This is a genomic window from Pontibacter sp. 13R65 (genome assembly GCF_047525655.1).
Lineage (GTDB): Bacteria > Bacteroidota > Bacteroidia > Cytophagales > Hymenobacteraceae > Pontibacter.
On sequence record NZ_JBLIQL010000013.1, the window covers coordinates 58,247 to 79,728 of the forward strand.

Below are 21,482 nucleotides of genomic sequence, written 5' to 3' on the forward strand. Positions count from 1 at the left end.
GCTTGTTTCCTTTTCGTGTTTGCAACAGAGCAGATGAAGGTACAGGCGCTTTCACTAAGGACCAAACAGCTGGCATGGCGAACACAATAGAAGTAAAAAAACTGCACACACTTACCGGTCACCGCGACTGCATCTACACTCTGGAACCATCCGGAGAGAGCCACGTGATTTTCTCGGCAGGTGGAGATGGCATGGTGGCAGCCTGGAATTTAAACGACCCCGAAAACGGGGAACTGGTGGCACGGGTAGGCTCATCGGTTTACGCGCTCAGTTATGTGCCTTTCCGCAACCTGCTGCTTATCGGGCAGAACAACGAAGGCGTGCAGGTGATCGACCTTCAGAACAAAACTATCTTAAAATCGGTATCGCTGCCGAAAGTATCCATTTTCGACATTAAATACAGCGCACTGCAGAACAAAGTATATGTAGCGCAGGGCAATGGTGGCGTTTGTGTTTTGGCAGCTGATACCTTTGAGCTGCAAAGTATAACCCGCAGCACCGACCAAAGTGCCCGTTCGCTGGCCCTGAACAACCAGACCCAGGAGCTGGCCGTTGGCTACAGCGACAACAGCGTCAGGGTATTTGATGCGGCAACCATGGAACTGAAGCACGAGCTGAAAAACCATACCAATTCAGTGTTTACCGTAGCCTATGCGCCGGAAGGCGACCTACTTATAACAGGCGGCCGCGATGCCCACCTGCGGGTGTGGGAGGTGCAGCAAGGATACAAAGAGCGAGGCTACACTATTGCCCATATGTACACCATCAACCACCTTGCTTACAGCCCCGATGGCCGCCATTTTGCCACCTGTAGCATGGATAAGTCTATTAAAATATGGGATGCCCGCACCTTTAAATTACTGAAAGTGATCGATAAAGTCCGGAATGCAAGCCACGGCACTTCCGTGAATAAATTATTTTGGACGGCTCACCATAATCAGTTAGTTTCGTGTAGTGATGATCGCACCATTTCGGTCTGGGACATAAAATTGAGTTGAATATGAAGATTACACCGTTAGAAATCAGACAAAAGACATTTGAGAAAGCTTTCAGAGGTTTAGACAAGGATGAGGTAAATGCTTTTTTGCTGACCTTATCGCAGCAGTGGGAAAAATTACTGGATGAGAATAAAGACCTGCGCATGAAACTTGATGCGGCTCATCGCGAAACCCAGAAGCTGCGCGAGGTGGAGTCTTCTCTATATAAAACACTTAAAACAGCCGAAGATACTGGCAACAGTATCCTGGAGCAGGCCACTAAATCGGCTGAGCTGAAAGCCCGTGAGGCCCAGTTGCAGTCGGATGAACTGCTGAACAAAGCCCGTAACGAAGCACGTTCGTTGTTAGAAGAAGCCAGCCAGAAATCTGGAAAAATTCTGGTAGAAATGCAGCAGGAGGTTAAAGCCTTGGAGCAGGATTACCAGCGATTGGAAAGCTATCTCGATAGCATGGTGCGCGACCTTAAAAACCTCGCTAATGATGCTTTAGAGAAGGTAGAAAAGACAAGTGCAAAACCTAAAGCCAGTACTTTGAGTATTCTTTCTAGAGCGGTAGACGTAAAAATAAACACGCCGGAACTGCTTCAAAACCTGAAAGAAATGAAAGTAACAAACGAAGATTTATATCCTGTGGCCGCCACACCGGTAGCCCTGCAGGTAGCAAGCGAGGTAGAGCCTTTCGGCGATCCTGCTCCAGGTGTTAACGATCCGATACCTGAAATTCCGAACCCGGTAACGCCGGTGCCATCTATTCCGGGCCCTGAAATAGAGCAGCCGGAGCCAGACTATCCTGGCCGTATACCTGGCCCTGAAATAGAACAACCCATTCCGGATATTCAGCCAATAAAGCCGGAGGAGCCGGAAATTCAGCCACCGTTAACGGAACCATCCAGAAGCTATAGCCAGCAACCAGCCAAACAAACTGCCGGCTCTTTCTTCGACGAGTTAGGCTAAACTATGGGACAAATTGCGCTGGAGGGCCTGGAGTTCTTCGCTTTTCATGGCTACTACGACGAGGAGCAGAAAATTGGAAACAAGTACGGCATAGACCTGTACCTGCACACCGACCTGCGCCGGGCCGCTGAGTCTGACGACCTGCACCAAACCGTAAACTACGAGACCCTGTATGCCCTGGTAGTGGAGGAAATGAAAGTGCCCGCACGGCTGCTGGAGCACCTGGGCCACCGCATCATAGACAAAGTTTATGAGCGGTTTCCGTTTGTGCAGTCGGTAAAGGTACAAGTGTATAAGTTTAACCCTCCGCTTGGAGGTATCTGCAAGTGGGCAAAAGTAACTTTAGAGGAGGAAAGGTAAGTACTTGCCACCTACCCATAAATGCAGCTGATTCTGAAAAAGGATCAGCTGTTTTTTTTTTGCGGCAAAAGCGGCTATGTTTTCTTAAGCCAGGAATCACTTACATTAGCAATTAATTGCCTTGCAACCAGCAACTAACTTTAGTATATTCAAAGATCAATCAGTGGCGCATTCAAGTTTGAAAGTAGTAACTAACTCCAAACCCGATTATTTTCTTTTTCTTTCGGAAGGGTAAGACCGGAGAGCGCAGGAGCTGAACGTTTAGCATTGTGTTTCATTTATAACCTTTAACCAATGGAAATTCCTAAAACACACCAAGCCGTAATGCCTTACCTCATGCTACACAATGCCGAGAAATTCAAAGCCTTTGTTAGCATCGTATTTGATGCTGAGGAAACATATTCTGCCATGCGGGATGAAAAACATGTGATGCATGCCGAAGTGCAGATAAGTGGCAGCACCATTATGTACTGCGATGCTACAGAGCAGTGGAAGGCACAAACAGCGAACTTGTTTGTGTACGTACCAGATGCCGATGCCACCTACGAACTGGCGCTTGCAAACGGAGCCACTACCGTTACGGCACCTTCCACACAAAGCTATGGCCGCAGCTGTGGCGTAACAGATCCGGTAGGGAACGTGTGGTGGATAACCTCTGTAGTAAGCCAGTAAACCTGGACCTGTTTTCGTGTTTTTTACCTCCGGAAGGGCTTTTTCATTCTAATAATTTATCTTTGGCTAACCTCTGCACACCTATGTTTATGGGCAAAGCAGGCAGCGCTGCTAAAGGCTGCTGGCAAAAGTTTGGTATTTGTAATTATTCTAATAAAAATGCCCTTCCGGAGAGGTTCGATAGCACAATATCTTTAGGGTAAGCAAAGGATTTTTGTGCCTGCTCTTAACTAATTCTGGTTGAAAAGAAATATTACCTAGCCTAAAATGGAAGTATCTGCCTTTAAAGAAAGTCTTTCTGCCGCACAGCCACCAGCCGAAGCAACTGTGTACCTGCAGGCACTCTGGTTCGATGCCCGAGGCAACTGGGAGAAAGCGCATGTGCTTATCCAGGACCTGCCCGATAAAAATGCCGCCTGGATACACGCTTACCTGCACCGCAAAGAAGGCGACACCTGGAATGCTGACTATTGGTACCGCCGGGCCGGAAAGACAAGGCCTGCCGTTTCGCTGGAACAAGAGTGGGAGGGGCTGGTAGAGGCGCTTCTTTAGCCTTAAAAGTAATAATACATATGGTGTAGGCCAGATAAATACACTTTGCTCAAAATCAGTGCCTTTGAAAAACCAGATGCAGCCGTTCCACTAAAAATATTTCAGTTAACATAACCTTAATTTGGGCTTTCGGGGTTTTGGGTAGCAACCATAAATTTCAGTAACGTATATTTAACCTCTTATGAGAGAGGAAACCCCAAAAAAGCCAAAACCGGAGAAAATGATTGTTGGGAGGCGCGAGCGTGTGTCGTTCCCGGAACTGGACCTGGAGGAGATAGAGGCCAAGATCGATACGGGAGCCTATACCTCAGCCATCCACTGCTCCGACATCCACGAAGAAACATTGCCAAACGGCACCAATGTAATTAGTCTGGACCTGCTGGACCCTTCGCACCCAAAGTACAACCACCGAAAACTTACTTTTTCCGATTACACCTTTCGCGACATTAAAAGTTCTAATGGCGAGGTGCAGCAGCGATATGTGATCAGAACCAAAATAAAGTTTTTTGAGGAAGAAATAGAAGCCGAGTTTTCTCTCTCAGATCGCAGCGACATGAAATACCCCGTCCTTATTGGCCGGACACTGTTGCGGGGCCGGTTTATCGTGGATGTTTCCCGTAAAAACGTCGGTAAAAAAACTAACATCAAACAGAAAAAAAATCTTTTATGAAAATAGCCATTCTCTCCCGTAACCCAAAACTGTACTCTACCAAACGTCTGGTAGAAGCAGCAGAGCAGCGGGGGCACGAGGCCGTGGTGCTGGACCATTTGCGTTGCGACCTAGTAGTGGAGCAAGGAAACCCGCACATCCTGTACAAAGGTGAGCGACTTACCGGCTTCGATGCTGTAATTCCCCGAATTGGGGCATCTGTTACTTTTTACGGAACAGCCGTAGTGCGCCAGTTCGAAATGATGAAAGTAAAAAGTATTGTAGGCTCACAGGCTATTGTCCGCTCCCGCGATAAGCTGCGCAGCCTCCAGATTCTGGCCCGGGCTGGTCTGGGTATGCCTAAAACAGCTTTTACAAACTACTCCAAAGAAACCTCTGAACTGGTAAAAGAAGTAGGCGGAGCGCCGTTAGTTATTAAGCTGCTGGAAGGCACGCAAGGCCTTGGCGTAGTGTTGGCCGAAACCAAAAAAGCCGCTGAGTCGGTAATAGAGGCTTTCCATAACCTGGAGGCACGCATTATTGTGCAGGAGTTTGTGGCAGAGGCAGGCGGAGCCGATATACGGGCTTTCGTGGTAAATGGCGAGGTAGTAGGTGCCATGAAACGACAGGGCAAAGAAGGCGAGTTCCGCTCTAACCTACACCGGGGCGGCAAAGCAACCCTAATCAAACTGTCGCGCCAGGAAAAAGCGGCAGCCTTGCTTGCAGCTAAATCGCTTGGCCTGAACGTGGCGGGTGTAGACATGCTGCAGTCGAAACGCGGGCCCCTTATTCTGGAGGTGAACTCCTCGCCTGGTCTGGAGGGTATCGAGAAAGCCACACAAAAAGATATTGCCGGAAAAATTATAGAATTTACAGAAGAGCTTGTAAAACGGAAGCTCACCAAAAAGAAAGACGTAAGCGAGTAGCATGCCTGAAACCATAACCATAAACGGGAGGTCAATAGACAGAGGTGAGAAAGTGCTCACCAAACTAAATATTTCGAAGCTGCCGAGCGGCACCGTAATAGAAATACCAGTATATGTGTTCCGGTCGGTGCACGACGGGCCGGTGGTGCTACTCATGGCCGGTATGCACGGCGACGAGGTAAACGGCATTGAGATTATACGGCGTATGCTGAGCAAAAAAATGCTGTACCCGCTAAGAGGCACTATTATAGCCGTACCCATTCTGAATATCTATGGCTTCCTGAACTTCTCGCGCGATGTGCCGGATGGAAAAGATGTGAATCGCAGCTTTCCGGGGAGTAAAGACGGTTCGCTTGCCAGCCGCGTAGCTTATCGGTTTATGAAAGAAGTAATGCCCTATGTCGACTACGGAGTCGATTTCCACACAGGAGGGTCGAGCCGCTCTAACTTTCCGCAGATAAGGTGCGTGCTTGATTACCCTAAAAACGTGGAGCTCTCGCAGGCTTTTGGTGCTCCTTTTGTACTAGACGCCGGTTTCAGGACCGGCTCGCTCCGTAAAGAAGCCTGGAAACATGGCAAAACTATACTGGTTTATGAGGCGGGCGAATCCTTGCGCTTCGATGAGGTTGGTATTTGCACTGGCATAGAGGGCACCTGCAGGTTTCTACACCACCTGGGCATGATGGCAGGCGCTCCTGCAGCTGCGCAAGAGCCTGTAGTATGCCACAAAGATGTTTGGATCAGGGCAAAAAACGCAGGTCTTTTCCGGAGTGTTGTAAAGTCGGGGGAGCAGGTGAAGAAAAACCAGTTACTGGGTACTATTACCGATCCGTATGGAGAAATGGAGGTGAAAATTGTAGCTACCTCTGCAGGCTATATTATCGGACTGAACAACATGCCCGTAGTAAACCAGGGCGATGCGCTGGTGCATATTGCTTTTTAAGTTAATAACTAGATTTCAGATACAAGAAATTTTAATTTGATGGCATTATTTGCTATTACTATACTGCCAACATTTGCTTGTAAACTTCGCAGTGAGAACCCAGTTTGAAGCGTAACAAATGGTCAGGCACAAAAAAGGAGAACTCTTTAATTGGAGTCCTCCTTTTTTGTGCCTGAAGCACCTTCAGTACGTATTGCTGAACCAATCTAGCATTTAAACTCTAGAACACGTAACGCACGTGCAGGGCAGAATCCCAGAAACCGCCACCGCTAGGTATGTTGATGTAAGGTTTAATGTCGGCACCAATAGTAAATGGAATATCGCGGATATAGTACTCAAGGCCAAGTATACCATCAATACCCAGACCAAGTACATGGCGGTCGCCGTAGCGTTTGTGGCCACGGTCGTAGTAGTAAGCTCCTTCGTAAAAGCCAACGTGGCCACCTAAACCGTAGTACCATTGCAGGCCGCTTATATCAAAGGCCTGAGCATGCTTTTCGTATAGTAGGGTAAGGGTGGTGCCTCTGTGGCGAAAGCGGGTGCTGATGATGCCTTCCAGGGCTGCATCGCTTTTAATAAAGTGCTTAATGGTAAGTCCGGAGGCTACGCCACCTCTGAAGCCAATGCCAGTAGAATAGCCACTCTGTGCCTGTGCGCCAACAGCACACACGATAACGATCAATAAGGTGAAAGTTAATCTGATAATTCTTTTCATGTTTATTTAATATATTGTAGTATCAATGGCTCTATGCGGGCCGCAAGGCTGCAAAGTTAAAAGTTCTTGCGTAGTAAAACCGTAAAATTATCAGCTGTCCTTACTTTTTGGTTGCAGATTTATAGTTTTGCAGGTAGGCTGTTTTGGAAGTGCGCTTTCCTATCAGTTTAAAAAAAGAGATAAAGCCTTCGCTATCAAGTTGGAGCGCTTTGGCGAATGGGTCTGGCTTTTTTGCCTCGGTATAATCGCGGATATACTCTTTGCGAACCAGCTCCGCTTCTTCTAACTGGCAGGCTTCTTCTATGTGTACCAGCCCTGTTTTCTCCCATAGCTTCCGCCACCAGTCTATGGTATGTATAAAGTACCAATAGTTCTGGAAATCCTTTTTAAGAAAACCAGGAACCTGCTCCAGCGTCTCGATTTCCTGAGTAAAGCAAACATCTACCAGTGCAATATGGCCTTCGGGTTTAAGGAAGCGTGCAATGTAGGGCAGGTACTTTTCGTCGGTGCCGAAGTAGGTATAGGAGTCCACTACAATAATAGCGTCGAAATACTCATCGGCGAAGGGGAGGGCACGGGCATCTGCCTCTATCGGAATAACCTGTTCCTCGCATCCTTGCTGCATGATGCGCTCGTAGTTGGCGCTGGCAGATATAGCCTCGTCTACAGCCCAAACTGTAACATCGAATTCTTTGGCCAGAAAAATAGAACTGATTGCTTTGCCGCAACCCAGGTCCAGTACCCGCATACCAGGTTTGAGGTGCAGCGATTTGGTAAGGCTTTCCAGGTTCAGGAGCACATTTTCGCCCATAGAGTGTTTGCGAACCCAGGCCGGGTCATAGCGCGATGCCTTTGGGAAGGCGTGTTGCAGCTGTTGTTCTTTCATGAAACAGTATTTTAGCGTTAGTTGCAATAGGAATACTGTCAGAGAGTCTTTTTTGATGCAGCGCAGACCACATAAACCCAAAAATGAAGGCAGGTCTACCTAAAGACATACCAACCAGCTAATTGGTGAACAAGCGCCACCAGCATTGCCTGCAGGTGAGCAGAGCCCATTTGCTAGCCCTTGGTGCTTTTTTGGTGCGAGAGCCTCTGGAAGGGTGTTTTTATTTAAATAATTTGCCTCCAAAGCTATTCGAGCTATGGCGCAGGAGCTTTAGAGGTGGTGTTGCCCAGGTCTTCTATATCATCGGAGGGGTAAATGTGTGTACCTTTCTTATCAAAGGCGGCTACGTGCAACATGGCTTTAGCCACCGTTTCGCCTTGAATAGGCTTGTATTTTTCCAGCGGACCAATAAGCAGGCTGCTTAAGGGGCGCATTACCTTACTGGCTATTTCTTCGCCGGTGCGCTGCACTTCTCGGTCGCCAAGCAGGAGCGAGGGCCTAAAAATATGAACCGACTCGTACCCGATATTTGTAACTGCCTGCTCCATGTTGCCTTTTACGCGGTTATAAAAGAACATCGATTTGGCATCGGCACCCATGGCAGACACCACCAGAAACTGAGAGGCTCCTTTGGCAAAGGCCAGCTCAGCCAACTGCACCACATAATGCTGATCTACTTTCTGAAACGCCTCCTTAGACCCAGCCTGTTTAATGGTGGTGCCTAAGCAGCAGTACACATCATCGGCAGCCAGGTCGGTTTTGTACTTCTGCAACTGGTCGAAGTCAATTACCTTCTGGTCGAGTTTGGGGTGTATAATGGGCACATCGCGGCGGCCAATAGAAATAACCTGATCGTAGCGATCGGAGTGGAGGAGCAGCTGCAGGCAGTGGCCACCTACAAGGCCACTGGCTCCGGCAATAAGTGCAGTTCTGGTTTTTTGCATAATGTTGAGGCAGGCTCTTAAGCAGACCTTACGCGATGTACCGCTTTAGGCACTTAAATGTTGTACTTTGAGCAGGAAATATGCGAAAACCAGAGAATTTAAGCTACTAGCTTGATATGGTCGGCTGCCAGTACGATTTTTCCTGCTTTATAAAGACTGCCAATAGCTCTTTTAAAATTTTTCTTGCTCATGCCCAGCATTTCATAAATTTCTTCGGGGCTGCTTTTATCAGAGAGATTAAGTAAGCCGTCTTGCTGCCGGAGCAGGTCCAGAATCTGCTCTGTAGCATCGCCTACTTCGTTAAAACCGCCACCGCTTCTGCGCAAAGTCACGTCTATTTTGTTATCAGGGCGAATCGTTTTTACAAAGCCTGTAAGTTTATCGCCGGTTTCGATTTTCTGGAAAACTTCGTTTTTATACAGAATGCCCATGTACTTGTTGTCGATAAGCACTTTGTAACCAATGTCTGTGGATCCTATCACCATCAGGCGTACTTCCTGGTTCTCTTCCAGCTGAATGTCGTCGTTTTGCAGGTATTTTCCGAGTTTGGCAGTAGCCACTACCCGGTCGGAGGTTTCGTCTACGTACAGGTACACGCAGTATTTACGGCCCGGCACCATTTTCTCCTTCTGGTTGTGCAGTGGCACGAGCAGGTCTTTTTCCAGGCCCCAGTCCAGAAACGCGCCGAAGGGGGTGCTGTCTTTTACGGTGAGGCAGGCAAATTCGCCCACAGTGGCATGGGGTATCAAGTTAGTGGCGATCACACGGTCTTCAGAATCGCGGTACACAAACACTTTTATTTTATCGCCGATCTGAGCTCCTTCCGGTATGTACTTGTTGGGCAGCAGAATGTCGCCATCTTCGGAGGTAAGGTACACGCCAAAATCTACTGCTCTGCTTATCTCTAAAATATTATAATTGCCTAAATCTACCATGGTTGTTCCGTTAAGTGTGTTACCTGAGGCTGTCAGGCTGCATTATTGTTTTACTTTTTCCGGAGGCATATTGTTTACAACCGAAGCTAAAATAAGATGCAGCTCCGCCTGTACTACCTGTTGCCTTCCTTGCAAAGCTAAAGAAATAGGGGGTGGTGTAAAAGCCAAATCTGCTATTGTTGAAGCCGAGGAGGCAAGCTTATGTTGTTATTGGTTTTGTTGCACTCATAGCCCAGGCATGCCGCGAGTGTTTTAAGCCTCCGGAAGGCTGTTTTCATTAGAAGAATTTACTGGTCTTCCGCAGGTTGTTTCAACCTTGCTCCAAAGTAACTCCTGCGTCAGGTATCTTGTTCAGCCTAGTTAAAATGATCCTGTCAAATGGCCGCAGGATCATTCAATGACAAGTGGAGGCGTAGGACTCACATGCCTTGCCAGCTAAAATATGCGTTACTGAAATTCTGTAACACCAGGCTGCGTGAACCGGAAGTCAGCAAAATCATAGTAAGGGCGGGTGGAGTTGTACATTCTAAAGTTGTTAAAATTCTGCAGCGGAGGCCCTTTAGGATAATAGTTGAACAGTATTTGAATGGTGCTGAAAGACAGGTACTCATTCCGGAACCTGAACCCGATGCCAAAGCCGGTATAGGGCTTAGTTTTAAGTGGAGAGCTTTTGTTGCCGGTGGAGAGCCAGGCGGCATCTGCAAAGGCCACAGTAGCCAGCCTGAACCCGAACAATGAAAAAGGCGTGTACAGGTTCGCCTCATAGTTGATAGCAATGCGCTTGCTTCCCCGTACAAAATCTGAGCGGAAGCCTCTCAGGCCACTCTCATTGTTAATGGTGAGGAGCTCTTCGGGGTAGCGGTTTACGCCGAAGGTGCCTCTGCCAATTATATAATGGCGTAGTTTCCAGTTACCCCACTCCGAAAGTTTAGTAAAGTACATGGTTTCCAGATCCAGCACACCCTGCTCGAGCTGATTGTTGTACACAAAGGAGCCGTAGGCTGCTTTTCCGAAAAAGTAACCAAAACTGGGATGATACTTGGCAAAGGAGCCTTCGGTGCTGAAGTAATAACGATCTTTTAAGGCTCCTTTCTGATAACCGTAGGTAACCGAGAACAGGCTTCCGGCCGGAACGTCTTCTGTTCGACCAAAACCAAACAGGTAACGGTCTTTAAAGTACCGCCGCACACTGTAACCAATACTACCCAGAACAAGCGTGTTGCTCTGAAAGCTGGGAGAGGGAGTGGTGGTGTAATTCGTTTTAATAAATCGCATCGCCAGAATAGTGCGCGCCCTCGGCTCAAAACCCAGGTTGTAGGTCTTGAACTTAAAGGCGCGGCCCAACCAGGCATCGTGCTGGGTATATACTACATTTTTCCGATAAAAAAGCGAATCTGTAGCTACCGGAGGCATCAGTACCTGTTCATCGGCCCACTTAGTGCCAATAGCTCCTGCATATTTCGTGTTCATTGAAAAGAAATCGCGTCGCAGAAAGGCGCTTCTCTCTTTGTAAAAGTTCTCGTTGGCATATATAATGTCGGCCGAGATATAGGAGTTACTGATGTTCTCTACTGTGTAAGCACCGGTAGCCTCCCAGGGGCGCGGACGATCCATGTTGAACCGGTAGGAGGAGCGCAGTTGGTGGCCGAGTCCTAAGAAATTAAGTTCGCGCACCGCTACTCTGCCAGCTCCTGAGGAGGGAGAATAAGAGCCGGAGCCGCCCAGGCTAAACACATCCTTTGTTACGATGAACACGTCTACGCTATCTTCGGTGGAGGTAGCCTCGTTTACAACAATGCGCGCATCGAGCAGGTAGCTGGTTTGGCGGAGCAAACGCTCCGACTCCACCAGTGCCAGCGGCTCCAGGTACTCGTTGCTCCGGAAGAGCAGCTTGTTGCGGATGAGCCGGTGCCGGGTTTTCATATGCAATGAGTTTCCTGCTTTCTCAAAAAAAGTTTGCGGCACCCGGGCCGTGTCGTGAATAGAGTAGCCAAAGGCGTTGAGGGTGCGGATATCGATGCGGCGGACCACCTTGTAATTATGTCGCTCGTTCTCCCGTTCTATTAGCTCGGCATCCAGTCCATACACTTCTTCGTCGCGCCGGTCAAATACCAGTACTGCCTTTAGGAGCTTGCCCATAATGGTTTTGCGCTGCGAGATCTGGCGCAGGTTGCTCATTACACGCTCATCAAACTTTGGCCTTAGGCTGTCGGTTGGGGCTGCTTTCAGACTATCTTTTTTGCTTTCCACTTCCTGCGCACGACACACACCAGCCAGCAGCAATATGCTGAGGAGACACAAGCATGTGGTGCGGGTGAAAAAGAAAGGCAATAGTAGCATGTAAGTATCTGTGGGTATTCGGCTTTGTAGCAACCTCCCAATATAACGTTTTCTTTAACGATAAATGTTATGCTGCCGGGCAGTATTTACGGTTGAATTTATAACAAGAAAGCATAATTTAAAATTTCAGAAATTCTGCAACTGCACCTGCTCATAAGTTGGGAGGCTTGTGAGCGGGTCTTGCCCAAAGCACTTACCGCCCAACGAAATTACAAATTGCCCACCACACAGACCATGTTTGGAGGCATGAGCTGCAAGAGGGAAATCAGATATTTTAGTCAGATATTTTAGTGGAATATAACTTAGTTAAAATGTCACCTTTGTTAGATTCTAAAGTGCCAAAATGGGAAATACGTTTTCAAAATAGCACAGTTAAAGTCTGTTGATAAACAGATAGTCATGGATTTTGTTTCTATAAGCTGCTCACAACACTATAATTAAGGATCGATGTATAGATTTAGCTTTAGCCTTAATCATGGCACGGTTTTTCAATGTACAAGTTTACCATTCTGGCACAGAGGTTCACTGCAAACAGGTGCTTAGTGAGGAATGGGGGGAAGCGTGCAGCAGTTTTCAGATAGAGCTTCTTATAAAAAAGATCGGGCCGAAGCCTAGGGTTATCCACATCTAAAACGGCTCCGGAAGCCCGCTTTCATTAGAATAATTGTAATGGTTTTCTAAAGGCAAATGATTTGCCTTTGAGGCGGCAGGAGCTGAAAACTACTCTTTATAGCTACAGCAGTAGGGTGTAATAGGAGGCCCTGTAGTACCTAAAATTAAATGCTAATAATGTTAGTTTTAATTGATTGTGGAAAACCTTGTGAATAACTTTTGCTAATTTTAATAGTTTTATTTGGGTCGCTCTGCTATCTTTAAATTATGAAAGACGGATATAAGAGATAGATGGACAACAAGATAGCAGATAAACTAAAAATATTAGCAGATGCAGCTAAATACGATGTTTCCTGTTCTTCGAGCGGAGGAAAACGCAAAAACGAAAACAAAGGATTGGGAAACGCAGAGGGAATGGGGATCTGCCACAGCTATACTGAAGACGGGCGTTGTGTATCGTTGCTGAAAATTCTGCTTACGAATTTCTGCATCTTCGATTGCGCCTACTGTGTTACCCGCAAAAGTAACGATGTGCAGCGGGCAGCCTTTACAGTGCAGGAGGTCGTGGATCTGACCATTAACTTTTACCGTCGCAATTACATTGAGGGGCTTTTTCTGAGTTCCGGTATTTTTAAAAACGCCGACTACACCATGGAGCGGTTGGTGCGGGTAGCCAAAAAGCTACGCCAGGAAGAAAAGTTTAACGGTTATATCCACCTGAAAACCATACCGGGAGCTAGCGAAGAGCTGATAAAAGAGGCCGGCCTCTATGCCGATAGGCTGAGTGTGAACATAGAGCTGCCTTCGGAGGAGAGCCTGCAGCAGCTGGCCCCCGAGAAAAGCTATGCTGAGGTATTAGACCCGATGAGTGCGATCAGCAAGCAACTGGTGCTGGCAAAAGAGGAAAAGAAGCTGTTTAAGTCGGCTCCCTCATTTGCTCCTGCCGGACAGAGTACACAGCTTATCGTAGGCGCTTCTGCCGAAGACGATAGGCAAATTCTGCAGCTTTCGGACCAGCTTTACAAAGGCTATAACCTAAAGCGGGTGTATTACTCCGGCTACGTGCCCATCAGCACTGATTTACGGATGCCGGTATTGGCAGAGCCGCCTATTATTCGCGAAAACCGCATTTACCAGGCCGACTGGCTTATGCGCTTCTACGGCTTCGATGTAAAGGAGATAGTAGATGAGCAGTATCCGAACCTCGACCTGGACATAGACCCAAAGCTGGCGTGGGCACTGCGCAACAGGCACGCCTTTCCGGTGGAGCTAAACACCGCAGATTATGAGATGATATTGCGCGTGCCGGGCATTGGAGTAAAATCAGCAATGAAAATTGTGTCGGCCAGGCGATTTGCACCGCTGCATTTCGACCATCTGCGCAAAATGGGGGTAGTGCTTAAGCGGGCCAAATACTTTGTTACTTGCCAGACCAAAAGTCTGCAACGCCAGGATTTTGACTCTTTCTCCATTCGCCGAAAAATACTCTTCGGCGATGGCTCCACCAGGAGTGCTTTACTGACCCAGCAGCTCGACTTGTTTCAGCAGGCCAGTTAGAGTTGCCCCGATGTACTAAGTGCTTATGCAGAATATGAGTTGGTGGTAATACTAAAAAAGAAGAGTTGCGGAGTTGCTACAGGCCATGTGATAACACAGGTTAGCGACAAAATCAGCAATAGTATGCATTCTCCGGCTTTTACATCACCAACATATGTTCCCAGTAAGCCTTGAGAATGGCTTAAGCTGAAAAACAATGATTTCTGGTTCTAACAATTCCGAAACTAAAATTTGTAACGCTCAAAATAATACGATCATGAGAAATAACACAAAAGTTGCCCGCATTACCTGCTACTGCAAACTAAACATGTTGGTTCCTCACCTGCAGCGGCTCACTTCTGGTTTACAGTCAGACCAAAAGCATCAAAAATCAAAGGCTAATTAGTAACTGCTTTTAGTAAGGTGCTGGTTTACAATAAGAAATATATGTGCTGCCACCTTGCCTGATTTTGTAATAAGAAGCAATACAGGCTGTTCTCTCCGGCAGTAATTTTATGTTGAGTTACAGGAACGGCAAACCAAAACTGAATTCTGCTAATAAAAAGAGCCTTCCGGAACTATTTAAGTACTATCAAACATAAGGCTTGTACTTGCCCGGTTCTTTGGTTTCCCGGTGTCCATAGGTTATTATGTACCACTGCCAGGCAACTTTAGCAACTATTTTTCATCTCTCTAATCTGTTTCATGCACCTCTATACCTACGATGGCTCCTTCGAAGGCCTGCTAACGGTTGTGTTCGATGCCTACGAGCGCAAAGTGTGGCCCCATAGCATTGAGCAGGAGCACCTGGCGCAGCCACAACTGCTAAGCCAGACCATTGCTGTAACAACAGACGAGGCAAAGGCAAACAGAGTATGGCAGGGGTTGCAACAGCGCTTATCGGCCGGTGCTTTACGTTCGCTCTACCATACTTACCTTTGGGAGCAACCTGGCTTTGAGATGCTGCTTTTTGAGTACGCTCGCCTGGTTTTTAGCAATAAAAGTAGCATAGAAGGCAATTTTACGGCAGATTGCGTGTTACAGGTGCAGCAGGCAAGCAAGCAGGTGCACCGCGAAAAGCATCGTATGGAAGCCTTTGTGCGCTTTCAGAAAACACAGGACGGATTATTTTACGCCGCCATTTCGCCGGACTATAATGTTTTGCCGCTCATTATAAATCATTTCAAGAACCGTTACGCAGACCAGCAGTGGTGTATCTACGACCTGAGGCGCCGCTACGGAACCTATTACGACCTTCAGGCTGTTACCTTTATAAATCTGGAAAAAACAGGCATGCCTCGCCGGCAGCAGGGAGTACTGCAAAAAGCTGATTTCGATACAAAAGAAGATATGTATCAGCAACTATGGCAGGTATATTTTGACCATGTAAATATTCCGGAACGGAAAAATCCGAAACTGCACCAGCGCCATGTGCCCAAACGGTACTGGAAATACCTCTCTGAAAAGCAGCCCAGGCCTATTTCTGAATAATTAATAACTTACACAAGGCCTCTCAAGTGCAGCTAACATCTGTTTGGGAACTATAGTTAGTTATAACCATAGCCGAGGCAGATGCGTATAAAGCTATATATGTTTTTTAAAATTTATAGCAGTCAGGCAACCTACCCCAGTTTTGATTGTTTTTGAGCCCTCTGCTAAAACCTTAAAATTTGCACTATGAATAACCGCGTACGAAAGAAACTCATACAAGTAGCCCGTGGAAGAGCTCACCTGATGTCTTTTCAAAATTTAGTGATCGAAGCTGAGCTTGGCCTTAATCTGGAAAATACTTACGAGAAGTGCCAGCTAAATGAGGTTATAGATGAAATTTCTGAGGAAGAGTATGCTGCCGGAAGACCTCTGTTAAGTGCCTTGGTACAAGTGAGAGGAAACCGCAACCAAGGAGACAGTTTTTTCAGACTCTGCGAGCGACTGGGCCTTGGCGACTGGAAAACTCTAAAGAAAGACCGCGAGTTTCTTGAGCAACAGCGCGATGCCTGCCGGAATTTCTGGCAAAACAACACCAATTTCTCTTCTTACCTGTAGCATCTCCATCCGGCATTGCAAAGCCGGACTTGGTGTCCACTACATAGGTTACTATAAAAGCAAACAACTTGGCCAGTTGGCACTCCTCGTGATGTGTTGACTGGCCTTTTGCATTTCTTCGAAGTTACTAGAGATTCTGCTGCACCAGCTCAGGCAGATAGGTTAATCCAATGCAGTGGCTATTTTACAAATCAGATATATTTTAAGGCTTTGCTCCGGTTTCTTTCACTTATAGCAGCAACAGCTACTGCAAATAAACAGTAAGCCACTGTCTTCGGCAACAAGAAGTGGATTAGTCGGCCTAGCTGCCTTGTAGCTGTGGTTGAACATAAAATTATTTCATTTCAGATAAGGTAACTACTTTATATTCAATACCCATTTGCTTGGCGTATTCTTCTATAGTCTGCTCAAATCCTGCTTTTCTTCTTCGCTTATTTACAAATTTGGGGTCTTTTATAGGCCAAATAACCGGACTGTTCACTCCATTGCTTAAGCAACCGCCGCAAGCTTGAGTACCATAAATCTGCTCTTTCTTTTGGTTCATTAAATAGCGGTCTTCCATTTTTGCAACCAATGTAAAAGGTAACTCCTTTTCCTTACCTGCCTTCCTTATTAGAGAGATATATTGAGGAATCTTATCTGAATGCTGTATCACATTCCAGGCAACTTCATTTGTTTTCGCTCCTACAAGACTTTTACCAGGATAGCCATATTTGTTGAACACTTCTTCAATAAAGAGAAGATTAGAAGAATCTGTCTTCAGCATGTTGCTCTGAATGTAGCCCCACAGTTCAGAGGGTGAAATACCAAAAGCTTTGGCAATGGAATCTTTCTGACTATGTTCTGGATAATCAAAAAGGAGGATCCTATACTTCTGGTCAAGTACACTAATACTATCCAGTTGGTTCTTCAACTCTACATTCATTTTCCGACTTTGCCCAAATGAATGGAAGGCAAGAGAATAAGAATGGCTAAGATTATGTTTTTCATACTTAATTTGTCTTTTCATGCTCAACAGCTGGCTAATAACACATCTTGTTCTATCTCTCTACCCATAGTAATTGTTCTGTTGCAGTATGGTTAATTTTAGAAATATAATTAATCTACTAAAGCGCCTAGGTTTTACTTCTTCAATTTTACTGGTCACTAGTCACCTAGGCTACTATTTAACTACTCAACAACTTAAGCAGAAATACCTGGAACAGCTAAATCATAAGGAATAAAGTTTTTATAGGATAATTGTAGAAAAAAAATTGGGTGTTACATAGATTATTTAAGAATTTATATATTAATTTATAGAATAATCTTATATCAGAGCTTTCGATCGGGAGGTTTATTAATAAAACACTGTAGTTTAGCTACTTACAAATATTAAACTTTATCTATTTAACATTCTTTACCAATTGCCTATGAAAGCTCATAAGTTTACTAAACTGTGCTTGCTATTTTTTTTGTACCTTTTTTATAGTATGCCCGCTGCTATGGCGCAGGAAGAGGCTGCCAAGTTCGGCAAAATAAGCGAAGCCGAACTCCGCATGAAATCTTACGACAAGGACACAAGTGCCGCTGCAGTTATCCTGTCGGACTACGGTTACTCGTATTTTAACACGAACGGTGGACTAAAACTTGTTTTTGAACGCCACACCCGCATCAAGATCCTGAAAAAATCTGGCTACGAATGGGCTAATGTAGAGATCCCGTACTATCGCAGAAACAGCGATAAAGAAATAATCACCTCTATCAAAGGCTTTACCTATAACCTCGAGAACGGCAAAATAACAAAGGATAAGCTGGAGTCTAAAGCCATATTCGATGAGAAGTTTAATGAAAACAACTCGCAGAAGAAGTTTACCATGCCCAATGTAAAAGAAGGTTCTGTAATAGAGTTTTCTTATACTGTTACCTCTGACTTTGTTTATACTTTAAACCCATGGGAGTTTCAAACTACTATTCCAACCATTTGGAGTGAGTACCGCGCCCGTATACCGGAGTACTTCGACTATAAGTTTCTGCAGAACGGCTACCATAGCTTTTATACAAACAAAAAAGATGCAGCAGCCTCTGCTGATGTAGACGTTCGAAACGAGGCCTATGTGTGGGTCATGAAAGATGTGCCCGCTTTGCAGGAAGAGAGATATATTACCACGCTCCGAGATTACCAGGCAAGGCTCGACTTTGAACTGCAAGTAGTTAAGTTTCCGGGCCAGATTCCGAGGGTAGCTACCGGTAACTGGGAAGAGGTAATCAAAAAACTGATGGAGGAGGAGCGTTTCGGAACCCAACTCAAGCGCAGCGGCTTCTTCAAGAGCGAAATAGCTACCATTAAAGCAGCTAATAAAACTCCTGAAGCACAGGTAGGAGCTATTTACAATTTGGTTAAAAACAACATGAAATGGAACGGGAAGCATGGTTTCTACACCACCAGTACCACCCGAAAAGCCTTCGATAGCAAAGCCGGTAACTCAGCAGATATAAACCTGCTATTGATTGCCATGCTCCTGGAAGCAGATATAGACGCTGCTCCTGTATTATTGAGCACCAGAAACCACGGCCGTGTACACAAGGGCTCTCCTTTGCTCTCCAAATTCAACTATGTAATTGCCCAGATAAAGATAGGGGAGAAGGAGATGCTGTTAGATGCCACTGACCCGCTCCTGCCAGTAGGAATGCTACCTTACCGCTGCCTTAACGGCGATGGCTATGTCATTAAATCAGGTTCTCACACTTGGGTGCCCATTAAGCCTACCGGCAACTACACTACGTTTTGCATGGGAGAACTAGCCATAGATGCCAAGGGCGAAATCAAAGGAAAATTAAGCGAGTCTAACACAGGCTACAGCGCACTGTTTCTAAGAGGAGACATCAAAGACGAAGGCGAGGATAAATTTGCTGAGAAACGAAATAAGGAAATTGGTGAAATTAAATTTGGAAAGCCAACGATTACCAACTTGAAGGAGCTCGATAAAGCGCTCAATATTGTATACGAAATAACCGGCATGGGCAATGGCCAAGCTAACGATGTGCTATACCTGAACCCTATGATGAGCAAGGGGGAAAAAGAGAATCCATTCAAGCTGGAGGAAAGAAGCTACCCGGTAGACTTCGGATACCCTATGGACGAAACTTTTATGTGCAAAATTGCCATTCCGGCTGGGTATGAGGTAGATGAGACTCCTAAAAGTATTGCTGTTTCTTTGCCAGACAATGGTGGTAAGTTTACTTACATTGTAGAAAGCAAAAATTCTGAAATTCAGGTAATGAGCAAAATCAGCATAAACAAGCCGCTGTATTATGCCGATGAATATCCTTACCTCAAGGAGTTCTATAACCAGATTGTGGCGAAGCACGCAGAGCAAATCGTGTTAAAGAAATCTTCAAATTAACCTTAATTCAACGGTAAATGATCAACCGGACAAGCATACTTTTTCTTTTCTGGCCTTTACCTTCTGATATAGCTTTTAAAAAACATCTAGTATGAATAAAATTTGTTTTATCCTTTGCCTCCTGGGTGTGCTTTTGGGCGCACCTCAGGGCGCGAATGCCTCTGCTAGTGCAGCTGCTGCGGCAGAGGAAAAGGAGAAAGAAGCCAATATAGTAGTGCGTTCTTCAGAGACCTATTTTACGGTAAACTCTATTGGCAGCGGCACCAAGCGCATAAAAGCGACTATAAAAATTCTCAACAGCAAAGGCCAGCACGAGGCTAAGCTGCGTGTGCGTTACGATAAACTCACCAAAGTAGATTATATAAAAGGCACTACTTACGATATGTTTGGTAAAAAGGTAGCCACACTGAAGAAAAGCGACATAAAAGATGTAAAGACGATGTCGGAAACCAATTTTTTTGATGATGACCGGCTGAAAATAGCAGATCTTTCGCACCGTGTTTACCCCTACACGGTAGAATATGAGTACCAGACCACTACCACGAACATGATGTTTTACCCCGTCTGGGTTCCGCAGGATCAGACAAAGCTGATGGTGGAGGCTGCTTTGTTTCAGGTAAGCATGCCTAAGGGTATGAAACTGCGCTACCGCGAAACAAATTTAACAGGCACTGTGGCAAAAGAAACTACCGCCACACACGATGTCTACACCTGGCGCGTAAGCAACCTCAAACCTTTATCAGATCCGGAGCCTTACGGACCATCGGCTTTAGAATTCCTGCCTTCGGTGCGCACAGCTCCCACCGATTTTGAAGTACAAGGCTATGCTGGCAATATGGAGACATGGGAGGCACTGGGGCAATGGATTAACAAACTTAACGCTGGCCGCGATGTATTACCAGAGGCTACAAAGCAGCAGGTAAAAGCATTGGTTGCTACGGCACAAAGTCCGGAAGAAAAGGTGCAGAAGGTATATGAATACCTGCAATCGAAAACCCGCTACTTTAATGTGTCGCTGGGCATTGGTGGCTGGCAGCCATTCGAAGCAAGCTATGTCGACGCAAAAGGATATGGCGACTGTAAAGGTCTTTCTAATTATACAAAAGCCTTGCTAAAAGCTGTTGATATCGACTCATATTATACCCTGATATATGGAGGCAGCAATGGACCGGAACTAATAAAAGATTTTCCGAGCTCGCAGTTTAACCATGTGGTACTTTGTGTACCTATGGCTAACGATACCATCTGGCTAGAGTGTACGGACCAAACTAATGCGGTAGGGTATGCCGGAAGTTTTACCGGAGACCGAAATGCCCTGCTCATTACGCCGGAGGGTGGCAAGCTAGTTAGAACTCCAAAATACAGTGCCACCGATAATGCGCAGAAGCGCAGCATTTTTGTAAAGCTTGATGAAAAAGGCAATGGGGCCGCCAAAGTTACAACCTTGTATTCTGGTATTCAGCACGAGTCACGTGAAAACGTTATATCCTCTTATAAGCCGGAGGAGCAGCGCAAATGGTTATACCAGCAGGTAAACCTGCCTGCTTTTGAGATCAACAGCTTTGTATTTGACCTGAAAAAAAGCAAAGTGCCGGAAGTAACTGAGAAAATGGAGCTGAGCCTGACCAAATGTGTAACCATAAGCGGCAAGCGGTTATTCCTTACTCCAAATTTAATGACCAAGTGGGACCACGTACCCAACACCGTCGAAAACCGGAAATCAGAAGTGGTACGTTCTATGTCCTTTCTGGACGTAGACACGGTGGAGTATCAACTGCCTCCTGGCTATGCCCTGGAATCGAAACCACAGGATATAGAAATTAATTCTGACTTTGGCGTTTACCAGGCGCAAACCAAAATAGACGGAAATAATGTGCTTTATATCCGGAAGCTGCAAATGGAAAAAGGAAGATTTCCGGCCGATAAGTATCCATCTCTTATTACGTTCATGAACAATGTGCTGAAAGCAGATAAACAGCAAGTGGTGTTCGTGAAAAATGTGCCATAGCGCGCTTCAATAACAAAAGCCTCT

Annotated in this window: 20 protein-coding genes; 14 read left to right on the plus strand and 6 right to left on the minus strand. The window is 46.0% G+C overall.

The features are described from left to right. The first annotated feature begins 74 nt into the window (after nucleotides 1-74). The 8 genes from ACMA1I_RS15250 (at nucleotide 75) to ACMA1I_RS15285 (ending at nucleotide 6,053) form a co-directional block, all read left to right on the plus strand. Complete coding sequence (locus tag ACMA1I_RS15250; RefSeq protein WP_337069248.1) at nucleotides 75-998, plus strand: WD40 repeat domain-containing protein; 924 nt, start codon at nucleotides 75-77, stop codon at nucleotides 996-998. 2 nt (nucleotides 999-1,000) lie between these two features. Beyond that, the gene (locus ACMA1I_RS15255) at nucleotides 1,001-1,951 is read left to right on the plus strand and encodes a DivIVA domain-containing protein (RefSeq protein WP_337069249.1); all 951 of its coding nucleotides are present in this window, start codon (nucleotides 1,001-1,003) and stop codon (nucleotides 1,949-1,951) included. A 3-nt stretch (nucleotides 1,952-1,954) separates the two neighbouring features. Continuing rightward, on the plus strand, nucleotides 1,955-2,311 hold the full coding sequence (folB, locus tag ACMA1I_RS15260) for a dihydroneopterin aldolase (protein WP_337069251.1): 357 nt from the start codon (nucleotides 1,955-1,957) through the stop codon (nucleotides 2,309-2,311). Nucleotides 2,312-2,605: 294 nt separating this feature from the next. After that, nucleotides 2,606-2,983, plus strand: coding sequence for a VOC family protein (locus ACMA1I_RS15265; RefSeq protein WP_337069253.1), 378 nt, complete (start codon nucleotides 2,606-2,608; stop codon nucleotides 2,981-2,983). 267 nt (nucleotides 2,984-3,250) lie between these two features. Next, a complete protein-coding gene (locus tag ACMA1I_RS15270; RefSeq protein WP_337069255.1) occupies nucleotides 3,251-3,535 on the plus strand; it encodes a hypothetical protein in 285 nt (94 codons plus the stop codon). 181 nt (nucleotides 3,536-3,716) lie between these two features. Beyond that, on the plus strand, nucleotides 3,717-4,205 hold the full coding sequence (locus ACMA1I_RS15275; protein WP_337069257.1) for an ATP-dependent zinc protease: 489 nt from the start codon (nucleotides 3,717-3,719) through the stop codon (nucleotides 4,203-4,205). Continuing rightward, nucleotides 4,202-5,110: a 30S ribosomal protein S6--L-glutamate ligase gene (rimK, locus tag ACMA1I_RS15280; RefSeq protein WP_337069259.1), complete on the plus strand. Its 909-nt coding sequence runs from the start codon at nucleotides 4,202-4,204 to the stop codon at nucleotides 5,108-5,110. The genes ACMA1I_RS15275 and rimK overlap by 4 nt, the downstream gene beginning before the upstream one ends. A gap of 1 nt (nucleotide 5,111) precedes the next feature. Next, entirely contained in the window at nucleotides 5,112-6,053 is a 942-nt protein-coding gene (locus tag ACMA1I_RS15285) for a succinylglutamate desuccinylase/aspartoacylase family protein (protein ID WP_337069261.1), read from the plus strand. A gap of 220 nt (nucleotides 6,054-6,273) precedes the next feature. Here ACMA1I_RS15285 and ACMA1I_RS15290 read toward each other — a convergent pair whose 3' ends face one another. The 5 genes from ACMA1I_RS15290 to ACMA1I_RS15310 all read right to left on the minus strand — a co-directional run bounded on the left by ACMA1I_RS15290 (nucleotide 6,274) and on the right by ACMA1I_RS15310 (nucleotide 11,873). After that, nucleotides 6,274-6,768 carry a hypothetical protein gene (locus tag ACMA1I_RS15290; RefSeq protein WP_337069262.1) on the minus strand — a complete coding sequence of 165 codons (495 nt, stop codon included), beginning with the start codon at nucleotides 6,766-6,768 and terminating at the stop codon, nucleotides 6,274-6,276. 100 nt (nucleotides 6,769-6,868) lie between these two features. Continuing rightward, nucleotides 6,869-7,654 carry a methyltransferase domain-containing protein gene (locus ACMA1I_RS15295; protein ID WP_337069263.1) on the minus strand — a complete coding sequence of 262 codons (786 nt, stop codon included), beginning with the start codon at nucleotides 7,652-7,654 and terminating at the stop codon, nucleotides 6,869-6,871. Between the two features lie 254 nt (nucleotides 7,655-7,908). Continuing rightward, entirely contained in the window at nucleotides 7,909-8,598 is a 690-nt protein-coding gene (locus ACMA1I_RS15300; RefSeq protein ID WP_337069265.1) for an oxidoreductase, read from the minus strand. A gap of 98 nt (nucleotides 8,599-8,696) precedes the next feature. Beyond that, on the minus strand, nucleotides 8,697-9,533 hold the full coding sequence (locus ACMA1I_RS15305; protein ID WP_337069267.1) for a S1 RNA-binding domain-containing protein: 837 nt from the start codon (nucleotides 9,531-9,533) through the stop codon (nucleotides 8,697-8,699). Nucleotides 9,534-9,980: 447 nt separating this feature from the next. Continuing rightward, complete coding sequence (locus tag ACMA1I_RS15310) at nucleotides 9,981-11,873, minus strand: hypothetical protein (protein WP_337069269.1); 1,893 nt, start codon at nucleotides 11,871-11,873, stop codon at nucleotides 9,981-9,983. Nucleotides 11,874-12,776: 903 nt separating this feature from the next. On the opposite strand from ACMA1I_RS15310, the gene ACMA1I_RS15315 reads away from it, so the two are divergent. The 4 genes from ACMA1I_RS15315 (at nucleotide 12,777) to ACMA1I_RS15330 (ending at nucleotide 16,067) form a co-directional block, all read left to right on the plus strand. After that, complete coding sequence (locus tag ACMA1I_RS15315; protein ID WP_337069271.1) at nucleotides 12,777-14,042, plus strand: putative DNA modification/repair radical SAM protein; 1,266 nt, start codon at nucleotides 12,777-12,779, stop codon at nucleotides 14,040-14,042. A 256-nt stretch (nucleotides 14,043-14,298) separates the two neighbouring features. Beyond that, nucleotides 14,299-14,427, plus strand: a complete 129-nt coding sequence (locus tag ACMA1I_RS15320) for a hypothetical protein (protein WP_337069272.1) — start codon at nucleotides 14,299-14,301, stop codon at nucleotides 14,425-14,427. 299 nt (nucleotides 14,428-14,726) lie between these two features. Then, nucleotides 14,727-15,512, plus strand: a complete 786-nt coding sequence (locus ACMA1I_RS15325; RefSeq protein WP_337069274.1) for a TIGR03915 family putative DNA repair protein — start codon at nucleotides 14,727-14,729, stop codon at nucleotides 15,510-15,512. Nucleotides 15,513-15,698: 186 nt separating this feature from the next. Continuing rightward, the gene (locus ACMA1I_RS15330; RefSeq protein ID WP_337069275.1) at nucleotides 15,699-16,067 is read left to right on the plus strand and encodes a hypothetical protein; all 369 of its coding nucleotides are present in this window, start codon (nucleotides 15,699-15,701) and stop codon (nucleotides 16,065-16,067) included. Nucleotides 16,068-16,401: 334 nt separating this feature from the next. Here the strand turns inward: ACMA1I_RS15330 and ACMA1I_RS15335 are convergent, their stop codons facing one another. Beyond that, entirely contained in the window at nucleotides 16,402-17,076 is a 675-nt protein-coding gene (locus ACMA1I_RS15335) for a DUF6624 domain-containing protein (RefSeq protein ID WP_337069277.1), read from the minus strand. 460 nt (nucleotides 17,077-17,536) lie between these two features. On the opposite strand from ACMA1I_RS15335, the gene ACMA1I_RS15340 reads away from it, so the two are divergent. Next, the gene (locus ACMA1I_RS15340) at nucleotides 17,537-19,450 is read left to right on the plus strand and encodes a DUF3857 domain-containing protein (RefSeq protein ID WP_337069278.1); all 1,914 of its coding nucleotides are present in this window, start codon (nucleotides 17,537-17,539) and stop codon (nucleotides 19,448-19,450) included. A gap of 91 nt (nucleotides 19,451-19,541) precedes the next feature. Next, nucleotides 19,542-21,458, plus strand: a complete 1,917-nt coding sequence (locus ACMA1I_RS15345) for a DUF3857 domain-containing protein (protein ID WP_337069280.1) — start codon at nucleotides 19,542-19,544, stop codon at nucleotides 21,456-21,458. Nucleotides 21,459-21,482 lie beyond the last annotated feature (24 nt).